General features: G+C 74.2%; 15 protein-coding genes and 2 pseudogenes. 8 read left to right on the top strand and 9 right to left on the bottom strand.

Features of this window, described 5'->3' with window-relative positions:
- The first annotated feature begins 59 nt into the window (after positions 1-59).
- Positions 60-1286, top strand: coding sequence for a hypothetical protein (locus I003_RS0109845; protein ID WP_027771381.1), 1227 nt, complete (start codon positions 60-62; stop codon positions 1284-1286).
- A gap of 44 nt (positions 1287-1330) precedes the next feature.
- Here the strand turns inward: I003_RS0109845 and I003_RS0109840 are convergent, their stop codons facing one another.
- Complete coding sequence (locus tag I003_RS0109840; protein WP_027771380.1) at positions 1331-2182, bottom strand: NAD(P)H-binding protein; 852 nt, start codon at positions 2180-2182, stop codon at positions 1331-1333.
- Between the two features lie 345 nt (positions 2183-2527).
- Here I003_RS0109840 and I003_RS0109830 point away from each other — a divergent pair, with 345 nt between their 5' ends.
- Both I003_RS0109830 and I003_RS0109825 read left to right on the top strand, forming a co-directional pair.
- Positions 2528-3385 (top strand): ABC transporter ATP-binding protein, encoded by an 858-nt coding sequence (locus I003_RS0109830; protein WP_051368157.1) that lies wholly within the window; start codon positions 2528-2530, stop codon positions 3383-3385.
- Positions 3386-3388: 3 nt separating this feature from the next.
- Positions 3389-4723: an ABC transporter permease gene (locus I003_RS0109825; protein WP_027771378.1), complete on the top strand. Its 1335-nt coding sequence runs from the start codon at positions 3389-3391 to the stop codon at positions 4721-4723.
- Between the two features lie 145 nt (positions 4724-4868).
- Here I003_RS0109825 and I003_RS0109820 read toward each other — a convergent pair whose 3' ends face one another.
- The 3 genes and pseudogenes from I003_RS0109820 to I003_RS35495 form a co-directional block, all read right to left on the bottom strand.
- Positions 4869-5630, bottom strand: a complete 762-nt coding sequence (locus tag I003_RS0109820; protein WP_027771377.1) for a MerR family transcriptional regulator — start codon at positions 5628-5630, stop codon at positions 4869-4871.
- Between the two features lie 75 nt (positions 5631-5705).
- Positions 5706-6488: a PIG-L deacetylase family protein gene (locus I003_RS0109815; RefSeq protein ID WP_027771376.1), complete on the bottom strand. Its 783-nt coding sequence runs from the start codon at positions 6486-6488 to the stop codon at positions 5706-5708.
- Positions 6489-6656: 168 nt separating this feature from the next.
- Positions 6657-6854: pseudogene (locus I003_RS35495) on the bottom strand (glycosyl hydrolase family 18 protein); the annotation flags it as partial.
- 26 nt (positions 6855-6880) lie between these two features.
- Between I003_RS35495 and mgtE the strand changes: the two are divergent.
- The 5 genes from mgtE (at position 6881) to I003_RS0109790 (ending at position 12992) form a co-directional block, all read left to right on the top strand.
- Positions 6881-8215 (top strand): magnesium transporter, encoded by a 1335-nt coding sequence (gene mgtE / locus I003_RS0109810; RefSeq protein WP_027771375.1) that lies wholly within the window; start codon positions 6881-6883, stop codon positions 8213-8215.
- A gap of 225 nt (positions 8216-8440) precedes the next feature.
- Positions 8441-9193 carry a GntR family transcriptional regulator gene (locus I003_RS0109805; protein WP_027771374.1) on the top strand — a complete coding sequence of 251 codons (753 nt, stop codon included), beginning with the start codon at positions 8441-8443 and terminating at the stop codon, positions 9191-9193.
- A 204-nt stretch (positions 9194-9397) separates the two neighbouring features.
- Positions 9398-9592, top strand: a complete 195-nt coding sequence (locus I003_RS0109800; RefSeq protein ID WP_027771373.1) for a hypothetical protein — start codon at positions 9398-9400, stop codon at positions 9590-9592.
- 105 nt (positions 9593-9697) lie between these two features.
- Positions 9698-10267: an ATP-binding protein gene (locus I003_RS0109795; RefSeq protein WP_027771372.1), complete on the top strand. Its 570-nt coding sequence runs from the start codon at positions 9698-9700 to the stop codon at positions 10265-10267.
- Between the two features lie 217 nt (positions 10268-10484).
- On the top strand, positions 10485-12992 hold the full coding sequence (locus tag I003_RS0109790) for a SpoIIE family protein phosphatase (RefSeq protein WP_027771371.1): 2508 nt from the start codon (positions 10485-10487) through the stop codon (positions 12990-12992).
- A gap of 47 nt (positions 12993-13039) precedes the next feature.
- On the opposite strand, the gene I003_RS31775 is transcribed toward I003_RS0109790, so the two are convergent.
- The 5 genes and pseudogenes from I003_RS31775 to I003_RS35965 all read right to left on the bottom strand — a co-directional run.
- Entirely contained in the window at positions 13040-13570 is a 531-nt protein-coding gene (locus tag I003_RS31775) for a PspA/IM30 family protein (RefSeq protein ID WP_078563861.1), read from the bottom strand.
- 79 nt (positions 13571-13649) lie between these two features.
- Positions 13650-15743, bottom strand: coding sequence for a TPM domain-containing protein (locus I003_RS0109780; RefSeq protein WP_027771370.1), 2094 nt, complete (start codon positions 15741-15743; stop codon positions 13650-13652).
- Positions 15744-15941: 198 nt separating this feature from the next.
- Positions 15942-17678, bottom strand: coding sequence for a caspase family protein (locus I003_RS0109775; protein WP_027771369.1), 1737 nt, complete (start codon positions 17676-17678; stop codon positions 15942-15944).
- Positions 17671-18090: an effector-associated constant component EACC1 gene (locus I003_RS0109770; protein WP_027771368.1), complete on the bottom strand. Its 420-nt coding sequence runs from the start codon at positions 18088-18090 to the stop codon at positions 17671-17673. Before I003_RS0109770 ends, I003_RS0109775 begins: the two co-directional genes overlap by 8 nt.
- Positions 18091-18264: 174 nt before the next feature.
- Positions 18265-18425 (bottom strand): annotated as a pseudogene (locus I003_RS35965) (IS701 family transposase); the annotation flags it as partial.

Here is an 18425-nt window from a genome sequence, read left to right as displayed (position 1 = left end):
CCGTGCGACAGTGGCGGTCGCGCACCTCCCCCCACGGACACCCGACTCCGAGGAGAGACGTGCCCGAGAACCGGTACTTAGGCAGGCGAGCGCTGCTCGCGGGCGTGGCCGCGGGCGGCATCGCCGCCGCGATCCCCCGGCAGGCGGCGGCGCGTGCCCGCCGCGTGGTGGCCCGGCCCCTGGCCGAGCCGGACGGCTCACTGCCGATGACCCTCCTGACGTACGTCCACCCCGGTGGCCGGGCCGTGGGCCGCGCGCTCGGGCCGGACGGCGAGGAGGTGCAGGCGGCGTGGCACGGCGGGCGGGTACGGCGGCCCCGCGCGCTGCACGCCTCCGGTACGTACACCCTCCAGGGCGTCAACGCGCGCGGCGCGCTGGCCGGTTACCACTACCTGCCGGACGAGGACCGCACGCAGGCCGTCGTCTGGTCCCGCGGGGGTGCGCCCCGGCGGGTGCTGGCGGGCGACGACTACCGCGCCTGGGGCTCGCATATCGACGACCGCGGCCGGGTCCTCGTGCAGACCCAGACGGAGTTCCAGGCCGACCCCGAACTTCCCCCGCGCGGCGGCCTGTACGTGGTGCGCCCCGCCACCTCCGCCGACCCCGTGCGCATCACGCCCCCCGACCCCGAAGCGGTCAACGCCGCCCCCGACGCGCTCGGCAGCGCCGGACACGTCGTCGCCGGCCAGGTCCGCTTCATGGCCTGGTCGCGGGATCCCTTCCTCTGGCACGACGGCTCCGTCACCGAACTCACCCGTCTCACGGGCGCGTACCGCCCGGTCTTCGGCGCGGGCGTCAACGCCCGCGGTGTGGTGGCCGGTTCCGCGGAGGGTGACACGGGGGAGTGGCGGGCGTTCGTCTGGGACGGCGACCGCCTGACGGACTTCACGCGCTTCGACGGCGGCGCCAGCAGCGTCCCCCTCGACGGCCGCTTCCTCAACACCCGGGGGGAGGTCGTCGGCCACAGCAACGCCACCGACGGCCCCTTCCACTGGTCCCCGCGCCACGGCCTCACGGCACTCCCCGCCCTCCCGGAGGCCCTCTACGGCACCACGGCCACGGCCCTCAACGACCGGGGCGACGCGGCCGGCCACTGCTTCACGGAGGTGGGCCAGCGGGCGGTCTACTGGCGCCACGGCCGCGTCATCGACCTGGGCCTGCCGCCCGGCGCGGTGGAAAGCGAGGCGAGCTGGCTGACGGAGACCGGCGACGCCCTGGGCACCGCCTCGTTCCCCCACCCCTCGGGCGGCACGGTGACCCGCTGCTACCGCTGGACGGTCCGCTGACCGCCGCGGCCGAGGGGGACACCGCGACCGGCCCGGCACGGTCGTCAGCCGCCGAAGTCCGCCGCGTGGTCCCTGGCCCACTCCGCGAACGTGCGGGCCTTGCGGCCGGTCACCTCGGCCACCGTGGGTGTCACCGGCTCCGGGTGCGTCACCAACGCGGCGTGCGCCTGCAGGATCCCGTCCGCGAACGACGGGGGCAGGCCCGCCGCCACGTACGCCTCCCGCGCGACGGAGGGCGGGGACTCCTCGAAGCGCAGGGGCCGGCCCAGGGCCTCGCCGATGGTGCGGACCTGGTCGGCCTGGGTGAGGGTTTCCGGGCCCGTCAGGTGGTACGTCGCGCCGGCATGGCCGTCATGCGTCAGGGCGTGGACGCCGACCGCCGCCACGTCGGCCTCGTGGATGAGGGAGCGGCCCGCCTGCGCGTACGGGGCGTGGACCACGTCGCCCGCGCGGATCTGGGCCGCCCAGTACAGGGTGTTGGCGGCGAAGCCGCCCGCGCGGAGCAGGGTCCACTCCAGGGGTGAGGCCCGCAGCAGGCGCTCGATGGCGGTGTGGAAGCCGAGGATGCCCTGCGGTTCCTCGTCCGGGTCGTCGGACGCGCCCCAGGCGGAGACGTACGCGACCCGGCGGACGCCGCCGGTGATCGCCGCCTCCAGGACGGCGGGGGCGGTGTCGGCGGTGGGCAGCGGCCAGACGAGGAAGACGTCCGAGACGCCGGCGAAGGCCGCGCCCAGCGTCACCGGGTCGGCGAGGTCCCCGCGTACGACCTCCACCCCCGCCGGGAAGTCCGCGCGGGCGGGGTCGCGCACCAGAGCGCGTACGGGCGCGCCCGTCGCGTGCGCCTGCGCGACCGCCTGACCTCCTACTCTGCCCGTCGCTCCGGTCACCAGGATCATCGCCGTTCCCCTTTCGTCGGTGGCTCTCCCCACTCTCCGACTTCAACCGCGGTTGAGGTCAAACGCCACGGGTTCGTGCCCCCTGCATGCACGTCGTGCGCAACCCCGACAAGCCCTTCAACCTCGTCGGCCTCGCGGAGACGGACCGCGCGATCGGCTCCGAGATCAGCGGGGCGGCCCCCGGGAGCGGGTAGGCCGGCGACCGTCCCTGGACGCGGCCGTACACCGGGATGGTGCACGTAGCACCACCCTCCATCGGGGTCGTGCGCCCAGTGCCCGCGCCCCTCGCCGTCCGTAGCTTCGTGGTCAGGCACACGGGGTGCCGCACCAAGAGGGGTGACGACGATGTTCGGAAAGAAGGAGCGCCGCGGGACCGCCGGTCCCGTCGACGTCGGCGCGCCGCACGAGGCGCTGCGCCTGGTCAAGGTGACCAAGGTCTACGGCACCGCAGGCGCGGAGGAGGCGGCCGTCACCGCGCTCGACGGGGTGACGCTGAGCCTGCCGGCCGGGTCCTTCACCGCCGTGATGGGGCCCTCGGGTTCCGGGAAGTCGACGCTGCTGCAGTGCGCCGCGGGGCTGGACCGGCCCGACAGCGGCGTGGTGATGGTCGACGGCGCGGAGATGACCGGGGGCAGTGAGACCGAGCTGACGAAGTTCCGCCGCGAGCGGATCGGGTTCGTCTTCCAGCAGTACAACCTGCTGCCCACGCTGAACGTCGGGCAGAACACCGTGCTGCCGCTCAAGCTCGCCGGCCGCCGCGTCGACCGCGCCCGGGTCCGCGAGGTGCTCGCCCGCGTCGGTCTCGCCGACCGGATGCGGCACCGGCCCGACCAGCTCTCCGGCGGCCAGCGGCAGCGCGTCGCCATCGCCCGCGCGCTCGTCGCCGCGCCGAGCGTGGTCTTCGCCGACGAGCCGACCGGCGCCCTCGACACCCGCAGCGCCCGCGACGTGCTGGGGCTGCTCCAGGAGACCGTGCGCGTCGACGGCCGCACCGTGGTGATGGTGACGCACGACCCGGTGGCCGCCGCGTACGCGGACTCCGTGCTGTTCCTGGCCGACGGCCGGCTCGTGGGCCGCATGGACGCCCCGACCGCCGACGCCGTCGCGGAGCGGATGACCCACCTCGGCGACATGTACGCGGGCGAAGCCCCGGGCCGCGGCCCGCACCACGACCCGCGCCACTCCGCGCCGATGGGGGTCTGACCGGTGTTCTCGCTCGCCCTGCGCTCCATCCGGCAGCGGCCCGGCCGCTTCGCCGCCACGCTCCTGTCCGTCTTCCTCGGCGCGACGATCATCATGATGTTCCACTCGCTCCTCGACACCGCCGGCGCCGAGGGGGTCGACGACGTCAGCGCGGAGTCCCTGTCCACGGCCGCCATGGTCGTCGGCGGCTACGGCTCGCTGCTGGTGTTCTTCGCCGTCGCCTCGACCCTCACGGTCGCCGTACGGCAGCGCACCCCCGAGATCGACCTGCTCCGCTCCACCGGCGCGACACCCGCGCAGATCAAGAGGATGATCGTCGGCGAGGCGGCGGTCGTCGGCCTCGTCGGCTCGCTGCTGGCGGTCGTGCCCGGCATGATCGGCGGCCGGATCCTGCTCGGCATGTTCCAGGACAGCGGCCAGGTCGCGGACGACGTCGACCCCCTCTTCGGCACCGTCGCGCTGACGTCCGGCCTCGGCATCACGCTGCTGGCGTCGGTCGGCGCCGCGTTCCTCGCGGTGCGCCGGGCCGACCGGGCGCGCGAGCAGCGCGCCCCGCGCCGCCGGCTGCGCACCCGGGGCGGCTTCGCCGCGCTGGGCCTGGGCGCGGCCCTGTGCCTGACCGGCTTCGCCATGGGCGACGCGGGCCCGGAGGCCATGGCGCCGCCGGCGTACGGGGCGATCCTGCTGTCGGTCGGCTTCGCGGCCTTCTCCCCGGCGCTGCTGCACGGGCTGCTGCGGCTCACCGGCGGGCTGCTGACGGCGTTCGGCGGGGGCAGCGGCTACCTGACGGTGCACGGGCTGCGGCAGCGGGCCGAGCAGTTGGCCGGGGTGCTGATGCCGATGGTCCTCTTCGTGGGCATCTCGGTCGCGACGCTCACCATGCAGTCCGTCGAGAACGACCACATCGAGGCCGCCGGTCTGACGCAGTCGGTGGACGACAAGAACGTGGAGACGCTGAACTTCGTGGTCGTCGGGATCATCGCGGTCTTCGCCTGCGTGATGCTGATCAACACGCTGTACGCGGCGACCTCGTACCGCAGCCGCGAGTTCGGACAGCAGCGGCTGGCGGGCGCGACGCCCGGCCAGGTGCTGGCGGGGGTCGGCCTGGAGGGGCTGCTGCTGACGGTGACCGGGGTGTTCTTCGGGACGCTCGCGGCGATGGCCGGGATCGTGCCCTTCACGGTGACCCGTACGGACGACGTACTGCCGGGGGCGGGGTACGGAATCTGGCCGGCGATCGCGGCGGTGGCCGCGGCGGCGACGATGGTCACCGCGCTGGGCACCGCGCGGCGGGCGCTGCGGACGCCCGCGGTCGAGACGGTCGCGCTGGCGGCATGAGGGGGCCGGGGGAAGGGCCCGCCGACGAGGTCGGCGGGCCCTTCGGCGCGCGTACCGGAGCAGGTGGACGGGAGCAGCACACGTCACGGGGACGTGCGGCGGTCCGGTACGGGCGGACGGCGCCCGGGCGGCGCCCCTCCGCCCTCTAGGCCAGATGCCGCTCGGCGTACACCCGCATCGCGTCGCGGATGAACACCGCCGTTCCCTCCCCGTGCGCGTCGTAGTGCGCGCCGAACCGCGGGTCGTCCACGTACATCTGCCCCAGCCCCGTGAACGCCTCCGCGGACGGCTCCTGCCCCTGCCACCCCGCGCTGATCCACGCGTAGTGCCGCCGCGTGATCTCCTGCGCCCGCTCGCCGTCCGGCGCTTCGCCCCCGGTGTGCGCGGCGGCGAAGTCGGCGGCGATGTCGCGCTGGCGGCGCTGGAAACCGGCCCGCTCCGTCTCGCTCAGCGAGCGCCACCACCGGTCGCCCCGCTCGTACGCCGCCTTCCCCCAGCGCCGCGTGACCTCCTCCTCGTACCGGGTGTGGTCGAACCCGTCGAGCACCTCGTCCGCCATGAGCGGCTCACCTTCTTTCAGCTTGCGCAGTGTGGTCCTCACCGACGCGATCTGCCGTCCGATGCGCTGCTGCTCCTGCTCCAGCAGCTCCAGGTGCGTGCCGAGCGCGGCCACGGCGTCCGCGGGGCCGTTGCCGCCGTCGAGCACGCCGGCGATGGCCGGGAGGCCGAGGCCGAGTTCGCGCAGCAGCAGGATGCGCTGGAGCCGGAGGAGGGCCTGCTCGTCGTAGTAGCGGTAGCCGTTGGCCGCGACCCGGCTGGGGCGGAGGAGCCCGAGGTCGCCGTAGTGGCGCAGGGTGCGGCTCGTGGTGCCCGCGGTGCGCGCGATCTCCTGGATGGACCACTCCATGACGGTGTCCGCCCTCCTCGGTCCGGTCGGCCGGTCGGTGTGGCTTTCACCGTAGAAGTTGACGTCACGTCAAGGTCAAGGTGCGTCGTCGAAGCTGTGCGGCACCAGCTCGAAGCCGACGGCGAGGTCGGTGCCGCGGAGCCTGCCGGCCTCGGCGAGCATCTGCCCGATGAGCTTGCGGGAGTACTCGCGCGGGTCCTCCTCGCCCAGTCCCTCGATGTACGCGCGGTGCTCGGCCAGCGAGGCCACCGCCCGGTCCCTGGCGGCGGCGGTGACGTCCTCGGCGTGCGTGGGGTACGGGGAGCCGGCGACGGCGGTCCAGCGGACGCCGCCCCACGGCAGGAGGCCCTGCTCCAGCAGGTCGGGGAAGATCCAGCGGTTGCCCGCGTCGCCGACGGCGTCCAGCACGGCGCGCCCGACCGCGCGGTGGTCGGGGGTGTTGCGGGGGGCGCCGGGGCCCGCTCCCCAGGTGTCGTGGTGGTTGAGGGTGACGATCAGCTCGGGGCGGTGCCGGCGGATGGCGGCGGCCAGGTCGTGGCGCAGCGGCAGCCCTTCCTCGATCACGCCGTCGCCGTGGTCGAGGAACTCCAGCGTGTTCACGCCCACGACCGCCGAGCCGGCCCGCTGCTCCTCCTCCCGTACCCGGGCGCACTCCCCGGGCTCCAGCCCGTCGATCCCGGCCTCGCCGCGGGTGGCGAGCACATACGCCACCTGCTTGCCCGCGTCGGTCCACTTCGACACCGCGGCGGCGGTGCCGTACTCCAGGTCGTCGGGGTGGGCGACGACCCCGAGAGCCCGCTGCCAGTCGTCGGGAAAGGGGGCGAGGGACGCCGTCTCGGCGTGAGCGCTGTCGGTCATGCCGACATGGTCACATGACGCGGCGTCACCCCCGCTCAGGCCCGTTCGGCTGGGAGGAGGAAAGGAGGCGGGGCCGGGTCGGACCCGGCACCGCTTCCGTGGGGTGACGGATCGGTCCAGACCGCGGTCCAGGACCCGGTACAGCTCTCCGTCGTCGTCGCCGTCGAGGGACCAGACCCTCGCGCCGCCGAGGTCGCGGTCGTCGATGTACTCGGCCTTCCGGGCGATGACCTGCGGGTCGTCGTACGTCCAGAACGTGCTGCCGCCGAAGAGCCAGGCGTCGCCGGGTGCGTGCGGTCCGGCGCACCGGGCGGCACGCCACTGCTCAGCCCGGTAATCGGCACGTTCTAGGGTGAAGCCGGACAGCGGCCGGAACGGAGGGAGGTACGGGCATGAGCGTGGACACCGACCTCGGTGCCCTCCTCGACGGCAACGACGTCGCCGGGCTGCAGCAGTGGCTCGCCGAACATCCCCCGCACGTCGTCGCCGACGAACTCGCCCGCGCCGACGAGGTCACGGCCGTCTTCTGCTTCCGGCTGCTGGAGAAGGACCGCGCTGTCGAGGTCTTCGAGGAACTCGGCGCCGGCGACCAGCAGAAGATCCTCGAAGGGCTGCGCGACCAGACCTTCCGGCACGTCGTCGAGGAGATGGCCCCCGACGACCGCGCCCGCCTCCTCGGCGAGGCGCCGGCCAACTTCACCCAGCGCGTCCTGGCGGGCCTCAGCCCGCACGAGCGCGCCCTGACCGCCCCGCTGCTCGGCTACGAACAGGACGCCGTCGGCCGGTACATGTCGCCGGAGCTGGTGCGGCTGAAGGAGCAGTCCACCGTCGCCGAGGCGCTGGAGCGGGTGCGCGACCAGGGCCCGGACTCCGAGACCGTCTACACGCTGCCCGTCGTCGACGACCGCCGGCACCTGGTCGGCGTCGTCTCCCTGCGGAAGGTGGTGCTGGCCCCGCCGGGGCGCCCGCTCATCGAACTGGTGGACACCGAGTTCCCGCGGGTCTACGCGACGGACAACGCCGAGACCGCCGCCCGTCTGATGCAGGAGGCCAACCTCCTCGGCCTGCCCGTCGTGGACAGCGAGGAGCGTGTCGTCGGCATCCTCACCGTGGACGACGCCATCGAGCTGATCGAGGAGGCGGACACCGAGGACGTGGCCCGCCAGGCGGGCGCCGAGCCGGTGGAGGGCCACTATCTGGCGGTCGGGGTCTTCCGGCTCGCCCGCGCGCGCATCATCTGGCTCTTCCTGCTGATCCTCGCCGCCACGCTCACCGCCGGCGTGCTGCAGGCCTTCGAGGGGGAACTGGAGGAGGTGACGGCGCTGGCGGTGTTCATCCCGCTGCTCGTCGGCACCGGCGGCAACGTCGGCGCCCAGGCGGCGACGGGCGCGGTGCGCGCCATCGCGGTCGGCGAGCTGCGCACCGGCGACGTGGCCCGGGTGGCGTGGCGGGAGTGCCGGGTGGGGTTCCTGCTGGGCGTGGGGCTCGGGATCGTGGGCATCGTGCTGGCGACGCTCATGACGAACGGCCGGATCGCGCTGACCGTGTCGCTGTCGCTGGTGCTGATCTGCTCGTGGGCGGCGTCCGTCGGCTCCGTGATGCCGCTGCTGGCCAAGCAGTTGGGGATCGACCCGGCGGTGATCTCCGCCCCGCTGGTGACCACGCTGGTCGACGCCACCGGGCTGGTGATCTACTTCCTCATCGCCCGCGCGGTGCTCGGTCTGTGAGCGGGGCCGCGGGCGGCCCGTAGCCGGGACTGCGGGTACGCGGGCGTACGCCCCGGAGCCCCGCGCACACCCGTCGGCGGACGCGCTCCGTGAAGCTTTCCCCCGGGGTTGCGGGGCCCGGTCGCAGGTTGCCAAGCTTTCGCGCGTGTTCGGGCCGGAACGGCGCAGGCCGCAGACGGCGCGGGCCGGGACGGTGACCGCAGCGACCGGGGGTGTGGAGAAACGGTGCCTCTAGGTGACCAGCCCGCCTATCTGCGGGTCGCCGCGGACCTCCGCCGGAAGATCGTCAGCGGCGAACTGCCTCCGCACGCACGGCTGCCCTCGCAGGCCCGGATCCGCCAGTTGTACCGGGTCTCCGACACCGTCGCACTGGAGGCGCGCAAGGTGCTGATGGCCGAGGGCCTGGTCGAGGGCCGGTCCGGGTCCGGTACGTACGTACGGTCACGTCCCGAGCCCGACCGGCTGGTCCGTACCGGCTACCGCGGGCTCGGCGACCTCACCCCGTTCCGGCAGGAGCAGGCCGACGAGTCGGTGACCGGCTCCTGGGAGTCGCGCAGCGCGCAGGAGCGCGCCGGCGGGTCCGTCGCGGCCCGGCTGCACCTGGGCGCCGGCGACCCCGTGATGCGCACCCGGTACGTCTTCCGCTCGGCGGGCGTGCCGGTGCTGCTGTCCACGTCCTGGGAGCCGCTGGCCCTGACGGGCCGTACGCCCGTGATGCTGCCCGAGGAGGGGCCGCTCGCCGGCCGCGGCGTGGTGGAGCGGATGGCGGCGATCGACGTCGTCGTGGACAACGTGGTGGAGGAGGTGGGCACCCGCCCCGGGCTGGCCGACGAGGCGCACGCGCTGGGCGCCGTGCCGGGGCAGCCGGTGCTGTGCATCCAGCGGACGTTCTACGCCTCGGGGCGGGCGGTCGAGACGGCGGACGTCATCGTGCCGGCCGACCGCTACCGCGTCAGCTACCACCTGCCCGTCAAGTAGCACCCCGCTTCCCGGCTCCCGGGCCGGCTTCTCCCTCTCCCGCCGTGATTCGAACTTTCGGCCGAGAATGGCACTTCTCGTGTAAAGCCGTATGCGGGGAGTGAATGCCGGGCGTAAGCTCTGGCATATTCGGTAGCCAGCAGGACGGCCGGGACCGCAGTCGTCCCGCGGGCGTCCTGGGTAGAGATTCCTGGGGTGGGCTTTATGGGTGCGGGTGACAGTGGCGCCGCACGCCCGTGGGTCATCGTCCGCGAGGACGGTAACGGCAACCATTACCGCGTCGGCCGGTACGCCACGCGTGACGAGGCCGAGCGCGCGGTCTCCCGTTTCGGGCCCGCGGAGCAGCGGCAGACATACCGGGTGGAGCGCGCCGGCGGCGGGGACGCCACCACCGTGTAGCTTCCTGCGCGTATGCAGGTGATATTTTTTCCCAAAACGGGTATATGCCTACCACTCCCCTCAAGTCGGTCAAATCCGACAGAACCCTGCTGGGATGTGGTAGGCGTGAGCAACCCCTCGTTCTTTCGCCACGCCGCCGTGACGCCGTACTCCCCGCTCCCCGATCCGCCCGCCCTCACCGGCTTCCACGATTCCGCGCCCGTCGCCGGGACGGCGCCCGCGGCGGGCCTCCCCGGCCCCGACACCCCCGCGCTCCCCGGCGGCTCCGCCGTCCTCGCCGGCGCGGCCGGCCCCGCCGAGTGGAGCTTTCCCGCCGAACCCGGCTGCGTGCGCGCCGCCCGCTGCGCCGTCCGCGACACCCTGCGCACCTGGCACCTCGACCCCCTGGCCGACCTGGCCGTCCTGCTCGTCAGCGAGCTGGTCACCAACTCCCTGCGCTACGCCTCGGGACCCGTCGGCCTGCGCCTGCGGCCCCTCGGCGGGCCCGACGCGCCCGGCGGCGTCCGCGTCGAGGTCTCCGACACCCTGCCGGTGCCGCCGCTGCTGCGTACGGCCGCGCCGGACGAGGAAGGCGGTCGCGGCCTGCTGCTCGTGGCCAGCGTCGCGCTGCGCTGGGGAACCCGGTGCGGGGGAAGGGGCAAGACGGTGTGGTTCGAGCTGGGGTCCGCTGGTTAGAACGTACGAGGGAGGCTTCATCGGCGTACGGAAGGGGGCGCACGGGGGAGTAGCGCCGGGTGCCGGGCGGGCACCACTTCGCAGACGCAGCGGACAGCGGGACCGGAAGCGGTGGGGCGTTCCGAACCCGTGACCCGACGACCATGTTCCGGATACGGATCTTCCCGCATACTCTGCGGTGCATACCCGGAGCAGGATCAGCAAAGGGGGCGGTCGCGTGGGAGCACCGTTCTGGCAGAGCAGTCCGCCGGGCTCCATCTACGACCACATCAAGGTGGCCTCCTTCGCACTGGACGCGGAGGGGCACATCGAGCAGTGGAGCGCCCGTGCCGAGGAGCTCCTCGGCATCTCCGCCGCCGAGGTGCTGGGCCGCGACGCCGTCGAGGCGCTGGTTCCCGAGGAGTTGCGGGCGGACGTCGGCGAGAAGGTGGCGGAGATCCTCGACGGACGGGAGTGGACCGGCCTGCTGCCCTACCGCAGACCGGCCGGGTCCGGCGCCGCCGGCGGGCGCCACGCCGTCGACGGCATCGCCGAACTGTACGTCATGCCGACCACCGGCCTCGGCGGCACCCGCGGCGCCCTGTGCCTCACCGTCGACGCGTACGCCCTGCGCCGTATCGAGACCGACCTCGCCGCCTCCCAGGCGGTTTTCGGCCAAGCCCCGATGGGGTTCCTGCTCTTCGGCACCGACCTTCGGCTCGTCCGCGTCAACGAGCGCGTCGCCGCCGCCTTCGGCGGAACCGTCGCCTCTCACACCGGCCGCACGCCCCGCGACTACCTCCCGCGCCCCGAGGCCGAGCGCGTCACCGCCGCCCTCCAGCAGGTCCTCGACACCGGTGAGCCCGTCACCGACATGCAGATCCTCGGGCCCGGCCCGGACGAGCCGCAGACCGGCTCCGCCGCCGCCGCGCGCGAGGGCCAGCCGGGGGGCCTCAGATGGTCCATATCGCTCTACCGCGTGCACAGCCGCACGGGCCGGCCCATGGGCATCGCCGCCGTCGTCTCCGACGTCACCCGGCGCCGCCGCGCCGAGAGCGAGGCCGCCAGCACCCGCCGCAACCTCGCGCTGCTCAACGAGGCCGGCGCCCGCATCGGCAACTCGCTCGACCTGGAGACCACCGCCCGTGAACTGCTCGGCGTCACCGTCCCGCAGTTCTGCGACATGGCCTGCGTCGACGTCTACCAGAGCCTCATCGACGGCGACGAGGGCCGCCCCGGCCTCGCCGACGGCAGCGCCGAGCTGCGCCGCGTCGCCTTCGCCAGCGCCGTCTCCGACGCCCCCGTCACGGCCGTCGGCTCCACCCACCGGTTCGACTTCCACTCCCCGCACGCCGCCGCGCTGCGCACGGCCCAGGTGCGCCGGGTGCCGGGCGGCGACAGCGGCCTGGTGCAGACGACGCTCGCGGTGCCGCTGGTCGCCGGGGACACCGTCGTCGGGCTCGTGCAGTTCTCCCGGGCCCGCGGCAGCGAGGACTTCGGCGAACGCGACGCCGCCCTCGCCGCCCAGCTCGCCGCCCGCGCCGCCGTGTGCATCGACAACGGCCGCCTCTACCGCCGCGAACACGCCCGCGCCCTCATCCTCCAGCGCAGCCTGCTCCCGCCCGGCGACCCCGAGGCCGCGGGCCTCGACATCGCCTGCCGCTATCTGCCCGGCAACACCGCCACCGAGGTCGGCGGCGACTGGTTCGACGTCATCGAGCTGCCCGGCCACCGCACCGCGCTCGTCGTCGGCGACGTCATGGGCCGCGGCCTGCGCGCCGCCGTCGCCATGGGCGAACTGCGCACCGCCGTACGCACCCTCGCCATGCTCGACCTGGAGCCGGCCGAGGTGCTCGCCGCGCTGGACGAGATCGCCGGCGGCCTCGGCGGCGTCTCCGACGAGGTCTACCTCGCCACCTGCATCTATGTCGTCTACGACGCGGTCACCCGGCGCTGCACCTTCGCCAACGCCGGCCATCTGCCGCCCGTCGTGGTCGAGTCCGGCGAGCCGCCGCTGCTGCTGGAGGTGCCCGCGGGGATGCCGCTCGGCGTCGGTGGCGAGCCGTTCGAGGAGGTCGAGGTCGAGCTGCCGGACGGCGCCCTCCTCGCGCTCTACACCGACGGCCTCGTGGAGTCCCGCGACCACGGCCTGGACGAGGGCCTGGAGGAGGTCCGCAAGGCGCTCTCCGACCCGGCGCAGCCGCTGGAAGACGTCTGCGACCACGTACTCGACACGCTCTACACCCGGCACGGAGAGGACGACATCGCCCTGTTGATGGCCCGTATCCGCGGACTGCCCGCCGACACCGTCGGCGACTGGCGGCTGCCCGCGGATCCCCGCTCGGTCGCGCTCGCCCGCGAACACGCCCGTACGCAGCTCGCCGCCTGGCACCTGGAACCGCTGATCGACACCACCGAGCTGCTGGTCAGCGAACTGGTGACCAACGCGCTCCGGCACGGCGAGGGCGGTCGCAGCGGCGGCGGCGAACCCGAGATACGGCTCCGCCTGCTGCTGGACCGCACGCTGGTGTGCGAGGTGTGGGACAGCAACCTGGTCCAGCCCCGCCGCCGCCGCGCCCGGGACACCGACGAGGGCGGGCGCGGGCTGCAGTTGGTCAGCATGCTCAGCCGGAACTGGGGCAGCAGACGCACCCACCGCGGCAAGACGGTCTGGTACGAACTGGCCCTGCCGGGCACCGAGCCTCGCGCCGACCTCGACGAGGAAGCCCTCCTGTCGGCGTTCTGAGTCCTCTCACCCGGCCGATCGCTCCCGGAATCCACCGCTGGAAGTGCTCAGGCCGCTGCACGGCCGTCTGCGGGGGGTGGTTCCGCCGTTCCGGTGCGGGCCACGAGCCGGTCGCGGCGCGCGTCGAGGCCGGCCAGCCTCTCCCGCATCGCGTCGAGGTTCTGCGTCAGCTTCTCCACGACCTCCGTCTGCGCGGCGATCAGCGGCTCGGCCGCCGTCGCCTTCCTCTCGGAGGCGCTCTGCCGCTCCAGCGCCTGACGGGCCAGGTGGTCGAACGTCTCGGCCTGTGCCGCGCCGCCGCCTTCGGCGCGCAGCTCGTCGGCCCTGCGGCCGGCGGCGAGGGCCTTGGCGCCCCACTCGTCGGCGGCGACGGAGTCCTTCTTGTGGTCCGCCTCCCTCCGCCGCAGGTCGCCGAGGGCGGTGGCGACCGCCTGCTCGGCCTCGCGGATGGCGGCGGTGTAGTCGCGGAGGAGCCGGTCGAGCATCTTCCGCGGGTCCCCGGCCCGGTCGATGACGGCGTCGATGTCGGCGCGGGCGAGCCGGAGGGTGCGGCGAAGGACGGTCTGCCTGCCGGTCATGCGTTCTCCTTCCATCTGGTGGGCGCACGCGCGGGGCGCGCGCCTGGGCATACCTCGTACTCCGAATGTCTGGAAGCTCCTAGAAGCGGCCTCCACCGCCCATCCGCCCCCGCGTGCCGCCGCCGCCGAAGCTGCCGGGACCGCGGCCGGCGCCGCCCTGGGAGCCGGCGGGCATGCCGCCGAGGATGATGCCGCCGAGCATCCCCGTGCCCATGCCGCCCCGTCCGCCGCCGCCGTCACCGTCCCCGCGCGGGCCGGCGAAGGGGCCGCCGCCGTACGAGCCGTCGAAGCCCTGCACGTCCTGCTCCGCCAGCCGGCGCGCCTCGCGGCCGAGTTCGTCGGCGCGCTGCGCGTGCCGCAGGGCGCCGGCCGCGTCGGTGCCGGCGTGCTCCATGGCCTGCAGGAGGTGCCGCTCGCCCTCGCCCAGCCGGGTACGGGCCGCGGGGCCGATGCCGCCGCGGTGGGTGGTGACGAAGTCCCGGGCGGCGGCCACCGAGCTGTACGCCCCGACCATCGCCCGGTCCAGCAGCCGGCCCGCCCGCCGCCCGGCCTCCTCCCGCTCCCGGGCCCCGGCGAGCGATTCCTCCAGCGCGGCGTCCGCCTCCTCCACCCGTCGCAGTGCGGCCAGCGGGTCGTCGCGGCCCCCCGCCGCCTCCTGTTCCACCTCCGTCAGCACCGCCTGCGCCCGCGCGATCCGGTCCGGCAGACCGGCGTCCGGCTCGTCCGCGGCCGTGCCCGGCGCCACGCCCCGGGCGTCGGCGAGGTCCGCGCGCAGGTCGCGCAGCGCGTCGGGGAGCCGCGCCGCGGCCTCGCGCAGCTCCTGCTCGCGGCGTTCGACGCCTTCGACGAGGGTGCGGGACTGGTCGACGGCGCTCTCCGCGGCCCGTACGTGGACGGCGGCGGTGACCGGGTCGTCGGCGCCGAGCGCGGCGCGGCCGTGGGTGAGGTGCGCGGTGGCGAACTCCAGGCGGTCGCGGGCGGCGGCGGGGTTGCCCGCGACGGCGGCGACGGCGGCGGGGCCGTAGGTGCCGGCCAGCGCGGCGAGCGTGTCCTCGGCCCGGCCGATCCGGTCGGGGAGCAGCCGCGCGGCGGCCTCGGCGGCGGCGAGGACCTGCGGGGCCCGGGGCACCATCCCGCGCAGCCGGTCGAAGGCGTCGGACTCGGCGTCGAGCCGGGCGTTGGCGTCGGTGCAGCGCGTGACGATCCCTTCCAGCATGGCGCGCCGGGCGCCGTCGTCCTCGGGGGACGCGTCGTCGAGGGCCTGGCGGAGGCGGAACGCGGCGGTCAGCTCGGCCTGGGCGTGCTCGACGGCCTCGGTGAAGGGCCGGGCCGTCTCCTCGCCGAACCGGGCGGTGGCGAAGCCGAGTTCCTCCCGGCTTGTGTGCAGGGCGTCGTCGGTCTCGACGAGGAGTTCCTTGGCGCGCGCGTCGAGGTCGGGGGTGCTGATGCCGTCGTGGGGCCAGTGGGGCGTCGTCCGGCTCCCGGCGCTGCGCCGCCGGGAGAAGTACAGGGCGGCGGCGACGGCGACGGCGAGGGCGGCGACGACGGGCACCACGACATCCGTGGCGCTGACGTCGCCTTCGGCGGACTCGCCGGCCGGATCGCCCCCGGGGTCGGTGGGCCCGGGGGTGAGGTCGGGCGGGGGCACCTGCCGGTCGTCGAGCACGGCCGCGTACCCGTTGGCGCTGCCGATGGCGGCACCGGCCCAGTCGTTCTGCCGCAGGGCGGGCTCGACGGCGCGGGCGTCGACGGCGTCGACGTCGCGCCGGGAGATCCCGGAGCCGGGGGAGGCGGACACGCCGTGCTCGCGGTCGCCGATGGCGATGGCGAGCAGGACGTCGTTCCGGCCGAGCCCGTTCTTTTCGGCGGTGGCGTCGGCCCAGTCCCGGGGGGAGAAGTCGGAGAAGTCACGGACGTAGGCGACGAAGAGCCGGGTGCCCTGCTCGCGGTCGAGCCGTTCGAGCGCGGCGTCGACGTCGCCGCGCCGGTCGCGGAGGGCGTCCACGCGGTCGGTGATCTGCCCGTCGCGGTCGAGGGGGAGGGGGTCGGTTGCGGGGAGAGAGAGGGCGGGCGCGGCGGACGCGGGAGGCACGGCGGAGGCCGGGAGGGCGAGGGGCGGCAGCGCGAGAATTCCGGCAGCGAGGAGCCGGGCACCCAGCCGCCGAATCCGCATGCGCATGCCTCCGCACCACCACGCGCCGTTGCCCCGGCGCCGCCCTGTACGGGAGGTTATGCGCCTTTCGCCCGGATCGCACGCAGGGGCTCCGGCGCGGGCGGCCCCTCGCTGACCCGCCTTCCCGAAACGCAGGGCTCCGCTCGCCGCGTACCCCGGATCGCGCCCGGGAGGCGTAGGAGGCACCCGCCCCTTCGGCTACTTCGCCCTGCCGCGCGGCCACAGCACGCCCTGCGGGGTGCGGACGGCGACCCACTGCCCGTCCGTCGGCAGGCCGATGACGTCGACGGGCCGGGGAATGCCGTCCGGTACGTCAAAAGGAGGGACCCCCTCCTTGATGCGGGGGATGTAGTGGTCGAGGAGAGGGATCGACAGCTCGAACTCGGGCGGGTCTCCCTCCGACCGTACGTGCGCGCGGACTTTGGGCGCAGGGGTGAGCTGCGCGAGGTATCCCGTCTGGACCGGGCCGTCGTCCTCTTCCACGCTCACGGTCATCAGCATGCGGGTGACGGGGAGCACGGGCAGCAGCAGGAAGCGGCGCATGCGTGAGAACGCCCACCGTTCCCTGGTCCTGCGGAGGAGGAGGGTGATCCCCCCACTGAGGAGGACGACGGCGCAGAGCGCCAGCGGCATGGCGGGGAGGCCACGGAGACCCGCCATGTCGAGCAGGGCGAAGAGCGCCACCGCGGCGGCATCGAGCAGCAGCCACCGCAGTGCCGACCGGTGCGACCGGGCAAAAGCCTCGTAGCCCTCGTCCGCGTCGACGAGAGCCGCATGCGTCCCGCGCGGCTGCGTGGGCTTGGCGGACGCGGGCCAGCCGCCGGCCGTCGTGGTCCGGCGGAATGCCCGCAACTGGCTCGCGCTCCACCGCAGGGTCCCCCTCCCGTCGGGCAGGGGGAAGACGGCGTCTCCGTGTGCGCTGGGCGTGCTGCGGAGGCTTTTGGGCCGCTTCGACCATACGGCGGTGACCTCGGTCCCCTCACCGGCCTCGATCAGCCTGTCCCGGTGGACGCTCAGCACCGTGGAGGAGCCGGGCGCGAAGACGTGGACCACGCCGGAGAAGTGGCTCTCGGTCCGCGCGCGGACGGTGCGGCCCCGGGAGTCCGTGAACTCGGGACGCACGTCGACGGCGGCGGAGGTCGCGGGCCCGTCGCCGGTCCCGGCGGAGCCGGCCTCCCGCCCCGGCGGCCTGCGTGCCAGCCACACCCGGCCTGCCTGCCCGTCCGTCTTCATCAGCGGTTGCTGATGAAGAGCCTTCAGCCGTGCGTGCACGTACTGGTAGACGTCGGTGACCGTGACGAACCCGTCGTGGCCGCCCACGGCCCCGTGGCGCAGCCCGGCGACCAGGTGCTCGGTGAAGAGACTCGGCCGGCGTTCCCGGCCGTCGCCGTCCCCCCGGTTCTTGTCGGCGGCGCCGTCGTACGACGTCTCGTTCGGCCCGGAGCTGGTCATCACGAACCGGCCGTGCCCGGCGAACCGGGCCGCGGGATCCGCGCCCTTGACCGCCGCGGTGCCGCTGAAGCAGCAGTCGAGAATGACGACGATGGTCCGTGCGGCGCAGTCGTCCATCAGCTCGTTGACGAACGAGTGCCGCAGCGAGCGCGTCCGCAGCCACTCATGGCTGGTGTCCCGGGTGCACAGGTGGAGCCGGTTGCGCAGGTCGAGCAGCCCGTGTCCGCTGTAGTAGAGCAGCAACTGGTCCTGCGACGACGCTTCTTGGAAGAAGGTGACCAGGGCCTCTTCCACGGTGTGGGAGTCCGCGTCGAGGAGCGGCTGCCGCACCTGCCAGGGCAGACCCACGACGGGATCGGTCAGGGCGGCCCGCAGCTCCGACAGATCGTCCGCGGGGCCTTGCAGCGCCCGCAGGGCCGGTTCCTCGGGGTAGACCGCGTTGCCGATCAGGAGAGCATGGTAGGAGCGGGCGGGCTCACTCACGCGCGTCGATGTCCTCCTGCCGCTCTTCCGCGCCGTCCGCACAAGGTTCCGCCGCCGCATGGCCCGCGGCGCGCAGCCCGTGCTCCAGGGCGGCCTGCAGAGTGGCGGTGTCCCCGTCCTGGACGGTGACCGTGAGCTCCGTGACCTGGTCACCGACCCGGTAGCGGACGAGCGCGGAGCGGTCTCTGTCCCGGGACATCCAGGCCCTGAGGGCCGCGACGAACGCGGTGAGGACGGCCGGGGTGAGGACGACGAGCACGTCCAGGCCGCCGCCCTTGGCACCGGGTGTCTCCCGCGTGCGCAGCGCCAGGCGTTCGGCGGCGTGCGCCAGATCCTGATGCAGCAGCCGGGTCTGGGAGAGCCAGCGGTCGTCGTCCGGGGCGAAGCGCTCACTCCTGGCCGCGACGGACACCTCTAGTACTACAGGGCTAGATCTTGATCACCTGAAGTCGTAGCCGCCTTCGGAAGTGGTGGCGTCGTGCCTCCGCCTGATGCGCGCGCCTCCAGATCGACCAGTGAAGTCCCTGGTCGATGGTGGTGCGAGTCGAGCCGATCAGGTTGAACAGCCGCCGGGCCTCGGTGACGGTCAGGGCCGCGAGCCGCCGCGTTCGCGGCCCGCGGTCACCGCCCAGGCGTGAAGAGCCCCCTTTTGCGGGGTTCGGGTCATCGCGGCCAGGAACGCCAACGCCAGCATGGACAGGGTGATATGGCGATACCAGGCGTCGTATTTGCGTACCTGGTAGTTGT

The sequence above is a fragment of the Streptomyces sp. CNQ329 genome (assembly GCF_000482585.1).
This window is presented reverse-complemented; position numbering and strand designations above follow the sequence as displayed.